The 5,688-nt window shown below is 71.7% G+C and carries 8 protein-coding genes; 7 read left to right on the top strand and 1 reads right to left on the bottom strand.

Annotated elements, in window-relative coordinates:
* Positions 1-31: 31 nt before the first annotated feature.
* From HW445_RS16625 to HW445_RS16595, 7 genes are all read left to right on the top strand, one after another.
* Positions 32-337 carry an AzlD domain-containing protein gene (locus tag HW445_RS16625; RefSeq protein WP_151775236.1) on the top strand — a complete coding sequence of 102 codons (306 nt, stop codon included), beginning with the start codon at positions 32-34 and terminating at the stop codon, positions 335-337.
* A 24-nt stretch (positions 338-361) separates the two neighbouring features.
* The gene (locus HW445_RS16620) at positions 362-556 is read left to right on the top strand and encodes a DUF3046 domain-containing protein (protein ID WP_180221802.1); all 195 of its coding nucleotides are present in this window, start codon (positions 362-364) and stop codon (positions 554-556) included.
* Between the two features lie 212 nt (positions 557-768).
* Positions 769-1,896 carry an AI-2E family transporter gene (locus tag HW445_RS16615; protein WP_151775238.1) on the top strand — a complete coding sequence of 376 codons (1,128 nt, stop codon included), beginning with the start codon at positions 769-771 and terminating at the stop codon, positions 1,894-1,896.
* Between the two features lie 246 nt (positions 1,897-2,142).
* Positions 2,143-3,264 carry a recombinase RecA gene (gene recA / locus HW445_RS16610; RefSeq protein WP_180221801.1) on the top strand — a complete coding sequence of 374 codons (1,122 nt, stop codon included), beginning with the start codon at positions 2,143-2,145 and terminating at the stop codon, positions 3,262-3,264.
* Between the two features lie 3 nt (positions 3,265-3,267).
* On the top strand, positions 3,268-3,936 hold the full coding sequence (gene recX, locus HW445_RS16605) for a recombination regulator RecX (RefSeq protein WP_180221800.1): 669 nt from the start codon (positions 3,268-3,270) through the stop codon (positions 3,934-3,936).
* Positions 3,937-4,060: 124 nt separating this feature from the next.
* Positions 4,061-4,363 carry a helix-turn-helix transcriptional regulator gene (locus HW445_RS16600; RefSeq protein ID WP_180221799.1) on the top strand — a complete coding sequence of 101 codons (303 nt, stop codon included), beginning with the start codon at positions 4,061-4,063 and terminating at the stop codon, positions 4,361-4,363.
* Positions 4,360-4,752 carry a VOC family protein gene (locus HW445_RS16595; RefSeq protein WP_151775242.1) on the top strand — a complete coding sequence of 131 codons (393 nt, stop codon included), beginning with the start codon at positions 4,360-4,362 and terminating at the stop codon, positions 4,750-4,752. The genes HW445_RS16600 and HW445_RS16595 overlap by 4 nt, the downstream gene beginning before the upstream one ends.
* Before the next feature lie 68 nt (positions 4,753-4,820).
* Here HW445_RS16595 and HW445_RS16590 read toward each other — a convergent pair whose 3' ends face one another.
* The gene (locus tag HW445_RS16590; RefSeq protein WP_180221798.1) at positions 4,821-5,609 is read right to left on the bottom strand and encodes a hypothetical protein; all 789 of its coding nucleotides are present in this window, start codon (positions 5,607-5,609) and stop codon (positions 4,821-4,823) included.
* Positions 5,610-5,688: the final 79 nt, after the last annotated feature.

Here is a 5,688-nt window from a genome sequence, read left to right as displayed (position 1 = left end):
CCACGGCCGAGGCTTCCGAGGAGGAACAGCGGTGAACGTCTGGATCGCGATCGGGCTGACGGCGGTCGGGTGCTACGCCGTGAAGCTCGCGGGGCTGCTGGTTCCCGGCTCGGTGCTGGAGCGGCCGCTGGTGCGGCGGCTGGCGGCGCTGCTGCCGGTGGCGCTGCTGGCCGCCCTGACGGCGCAGCAGACCTTCGGCGACGGGCGTGAGCTGGTCCTCGACGCCAGGGTGCTGGGAGTGGGCGCGGCAGGGGTGGCACTGGCGCTGCGGGCGCCGTTCCTCGTGGTGGTCGGCGTCGCGGTGGCCGTCACGGCCGGGGTCCGCGCGCTGCTCTGAGATCCGGGGGCGGATACTGGAGCCATGCGGTTGACGGTCTTCTGGCAGCGGATGGCGGACCACTTCGGTCCCGGGTACGCCGACTCCTTCGCGCGCGACCATGTGATGGCGGAACTCGGCGGGCGTACCGTCCACCAGGCACTGGACGCCGGCTGGGAGGCGAAGGACGTGTGGCGGGCGGTCTGCACCGCGATGAACGTGCCGGCCGAGAGGCGCTGAGCCACCGGAATTCTCCGAAACCTCGCGAGGTGGGCGAGACTTGCGGCGTGACAGGGGCTGAGGGCACGGAGAGCGGCAGGGACACGGGTGCGGCGCCGGCCGCCGACGGCGCCGGGGTGCCGCCGCAGCGGAGGACGGCGCCACCACCGGCGGACGGGCCACTGCCGGCCGACGGGCCGCGGGCGGCCGAGGAGACGCCGCAGGCCGCCAGGATGCCCCGCTGGCTGCCGCGGGCCATGGTGCTCGCGCTCTCCCTGGTCGCCGTGTTCCAGCTGGGCAGCTGGGCCTTCCACCGGCTGACCGGCCTGCTGATCAACGTACTGATCGCCTTCTTCCTGGCGCTCGCCATCGAGCCCGCGGTGAGCTGGATGGCCTCCCGCGGGCTGCGGCGGGGCGTCGCCGCGTGCCTGGTCTTCCTGGGCGTGCTGGCCGGTGCGGCGGGCTTCGTCACCCTGATGAGCTCGATGCTCGCCGACCAGATCATCCGGATCATCGACGACTTCCCGGCCTACCTGGACTCGGTGATCAACTGGATCAACGTCCACTTCGACACCGAGCTGCGCCGGGTGGACGTCCAGGAGAGCCTGCTCAGCTCCGACTGGCTGCACAAGTACGTCGAGAACAGCGCCAGCGGGGTGCTGGACGTGTCCGCCCAGGTCCTCGGCGGCCTGTTCCAGCTGCTGACCGTCGCGCTGTTCTCGTTCTACTTCGCCGCCGACGGCCCCCGGCTGCGCCGCGCCCTCTGCTCGGTGCTGCCCCCGGCCAAGCAGGCCGAGGTGCTGCGGGCCTGGGAGATCGCCGTCGACAAGACCGGCGGCTACATCTACTCGCGCGGCCTGATGGCACTGGTGTCGGGCCTCGCCCACTACGTGCTGCTGCAGTTCCTCGACGTGCCCTACGCGCCGGTGCTGGCGGTCTGGGTGGGACTGGTCTCGCAGTTCATCCCCACCATCGGCACCTATCTGGCGGGCGCGCTGCCGATGCTGATCGCCTTCACCGTCAACCCCTGGTACGCGCTGTGGGTGCTGATCTTCGTGGTGGTGTACCAGCAGTTCGAGAACTACCTGCTGCAGCCCAAGCTGACCGCGCGGACGGTGGACATCCACCCCGCGGTCGCCTTCGGCTCGGTGATCGCCGGCACCGCGCTGCTCGGCGCGGTCGGCGCGCTGATCGCGATCCCGGCCGTCGCCACCCTCCAGGCGTTCCTCGGCGCCTACGTGAAGCGGTACGACGTGACGGACGACCCACGGGTGCACGGCCACCGCCGGGGAGCGGCGGACGCGGCCGCCCGGGGGCTGTTCCGGCGGGCCCGGCGGCTCTGGGGCGGTTCCCGGGTGTGAACCCCGCGTAGACCCGGCACGCACTGCCGGGACAGGGGAATGATTTGACACGAAAATCGAACAGCCGTTCTTATGGGACGGCCGGTGGTACTCGGGCGTCCGTCTCACAGAGGTACTTCTGTACGGTTTGAGGTGAGATGCGCACGAGTTTTCCACAGGGTGGACGGGCGTCGGGGCGCGTTGTCAGTGGCAGGCGTTAGCGTCTTTGACGTGAAGCGATCGACTCAAGCAAACCGGGTGGAACCCATGGCAGGAACCGACCGCGAGAAGGCGCTGGAAACAGCCCTCGCGCAGATTGAACGGCAATTCGGCAAGGGCGCGGTCATGCGCATGGGCGACCGCACCCAGGAGCCCATCGAGGTCATCCCCACCGGCTCGACCGCCCTGGACGTGGCGCTCGGCGTCGGCGGCCTGCCGCGCGGCCGTGTGGTGGAGATCTACGGTCCGGAGTCCTCCGGCAAGACCACGCTGACCCTGCACGCGGTGGCCAACGCGCAGAAGGCCGGCGGTCAGGTCGCGTTCGTCGATGCGGAGCACGCGCTCGACCCCGAGTACGCGCGCAAGCTCGGCGTGGACGTGGACAACCTGATCCTCTCGCAGCCGGACAACGGCGAGCAGGCGCTGGAGATCGTGGACATGCTGGTCCGCTCCGGCGCGCTCGACCTGATCGTCATCGACTCCGTCGCGGCGCTGGTCCCGCGCGCGGAGATCGAGGGCGAGATGGGCGACAGTCACGTGGGTCTGCAGGCCCGCCTGATGAGCCAGGCGCTGCGGAAGATCACCAGCGCGCTCAACCAGTCCAAGACGACGGCCATCTTCATCAACCAGCTCCGCGAGAAGATCGGCGTCATGTTCGGCTCCCCGGAGACCACGACCGGTGGCCGGGCGCTGAAGTTCTACGCCTCGGTGCGTATCGACATCCGCCGTATCGAGACCCTGAAGGACGGCACGGACGCGGTCGGCAACCGCACCCGCTGCAAGGTGGTCAAGAACAAGGTGGCCCCGCCGTTCAAGCAGGCCGAGTTCGACATCCTCTACGGCCAGGGCATCAGCCGCGAGGGTGGCCTGATCGACATGGGCGTGGAGCACGGGTTCGTCCGCAAGGCCGGCGCCTGGTACACGTACGAGGGCGACCAGCTCGGCCAGGGCAAGGAGAACGCCCGCAACTTCCTCAAGGACAACCCCGCCCTGGCGGAGGAGATCGAGCGGAAGATCAAGACCAAGCTGGGCGTCATCAAGCCGACCGAGGAGGAGACCGCGGCCGCTGCCGTCGACTCGGCTGGGGGCGAGGGCGCGGACGCCGCCAAGGCCGTCCCGGCTCCCACCACCCGTGCCACCAAGGCCAAGGCCGCGGCGGCCAAGAGCTGATCCGTGACACGCCGAACCGAATGGGCCGGAGAGGCCGGCCCCGACGACGAGGCCGGTCCGCCCGGTCCGGCCCGTCGCCCCGGTCGCGGCAGTCGCGAAGGCCGCGGGACGCGCGGCGAGCAGGTCGATCGCATCGCTCACGACGGTGACCGCGGGGATCCGGTCGAGCGGGCGCGGGGCATCTGCCTGCGCCTGCTCACCGGGTCCCCGCGGACCCGGAAGCAGCTCGCCGACGCCCTGCGCAAGCGGGAGATCCCGGACGACGTCGCCGACCAGGTGCTCACCCGGTTCGAAGAGGTGGGCCTGATCGACGACGGCGCCTTCGCCGACGCCTGGGTGGAGTCCCGGCACCACGGCCGGGGCCTGGCCCGGCGTGCCCTCGCGCGCGAGCTGAGGGCCAAGGGTGTGGACTCCTCGCTGATCGAGGAGGCGGTCTCCCAGCTCGACAGCGACCAGGAGGAGGCGACCGCCCGCGACCTGGTCGGGCGCAAGCTGCGGTCCACCCGCGGGCTCGACCGCGACAAGCGCATACGCCGCCTCGCGGGGATGCTGGCCCGCAAGGGCTACCCGGAAGGCATGGCCCTGCGTGTGGTCCGCGAGGCCCTCGAGGGGGAGGGCGAGGACGCGGAGCTCGACGGGTTCCCCGGGTACCCGGGCGACGAGGCCTACTGACGCCGGCGGGTGGCCGTGGGCCGGTGGCAGCGGCCGGTGGTCGTGGGCCGGTGCCCGGGCGACCTGGCGTGCCACGCCGTACCTCCGGTTGATAGGCAAGTGGCTACTTGCCTATTGTGGGGGTGTGGCCGACGACCTTTTCAAAGCCCTGGCCGACCCCACTCGTCGCACCATCCTCGACGAGCTCACGGAGAAGTCCGGCCAAACGCTGTTCGAGATCTGCTCCCGCCTGACCATGAAGCACGGACTCGGCATCTCACGTCAGGCGGTCTCCCAGCACCTCGCGGTGCTGGAGGGCGCCGGGCTCGTCGGGACCAGGCGGGAGGGCCGCTACAAGTTCCACGACCTGAACACCGCTCCGCTGCGGCGGATCGCCGAGCGATGGCACGTTCCCGACCCCTCCGGAACCGAGAAGGGCACCTCATGAGGATTCACCTGACCAGCGTCTTCGTCGACGACCAGGCACAGGCCGAGCGCTTCTACACCGAGGTCCTCGGCTTCGTGAAGAAGCACGACGTCCCGGTGGGCGAGAAGGACCGGTGGCTCACCGTGGTGTCCCCCGACGAGCCCGACGGCACGGAACTCCTCCTCGAGCCCGCCGGCCACCCGGCGGCCCGGGCGTACCGGGACGCGCTCGTCGCGGACGGCATCCCGCTCGCCCAGTTCGCCGTCGAGGACGTGACGGCGGAGTACGAGCGTCTGCGCGGTCTCGGCGTCCGGTTCACCCAGGACCCCGTCGAGCTGGGCCCCGTCACCACCGCCGTCCTCGACGACACCTGCGGCAACCTGATCCAGATCGCGACCACACCGCAGTAGCGGGGGTCTGCCGGCAACCGCGGCGTCCGGGGAGCGTTCGCCGCTTCATCCGGGGCGCGTTCACCGGTTCACCGGTTCACCGGTTCACCGCTCCCGGTTCCGTGGTCCGGTGTGGCGAGGCGGGTCCTGAGGGTGGCCGCGATCGCGCCGAAGGCGTCGTCCTCCGGAGAGGCGAGGGCCAGGGCCAGACCCGCTGCCAGGCACGGGGGCGGCGCCTGGGCGTCGTCCGCGACCAGCCGCAGCAGGGTCGGCACGGGCATGGTCGTCAGCCTGTGCCGCCAGGCGGGGTGGGCGTGGGTGGCGGCGTAGCGGGCGGTCAGGATCTCGGCCGGGGTCAGTTCGGCGCCCGAGCGCAGGAGCAGCGGGGCGATGCCCTGCTGACGGACCACGGCGCAGATCTCCTCGGCGCCGACGCTGTTGCGCCGGTGGTCGTCGTGGGCCTGGTACAGCAGGGCGTACACCAGGGCGTCCTCCCGCGGGGTGGACGCCACGGGCAGCGGTACCTCCCACCACAGTGCCTCCACCGCGTCCGCCGTCACCGGCAGCGGAAGGCCGCAGCCGAGAGGCGAGGGAGAGGTCGCCAGCCTGACCGCGCCGAGTGCGACCGCCTGCTCCGAGAGGTCCCGCCGCAGGCACAGAGGACCGGCCGCCTCCGGGTCGGTGTCCCGGGCAGCCGCCGACACCTCGTCCAGGGTCGGTCCGTCCGTCCACACCAGGGTCACCGGGGCCGTGGCCGAGGCGGGCTCCGTCCTCGCCTCCGGCAGGTCGAGACCCCGGGCCAGCGCGGCGGCGAGAGCGTTCAGCCGCTGGGCGTGGCCGGGCCCGGGTGGGCCGCCCCGCCTGGTCGATCCGGTCATGGCGGCAGTGTACGGACGCCGTCGGACAGCCGTTCCAGGCCGGTGGGGGCCCGGAACGAGGCTCGTCGTCGCGGGGCCG

Origin of the sequence: Streptomyces sp. UH6 (assembly GCF_013421635.1) — a bacterium.
Lineage (GTDB): Bacteria > Actinomycetota > Actinomycetes > Streptomycetales > Streptomycetaceae > Streptomyces > Streptomyces abyssomicinicus.
Note: the sequence above shows the minus strand (reverse complement) of the source record. Positions and strands in the feature narration are given on the sequence as shown.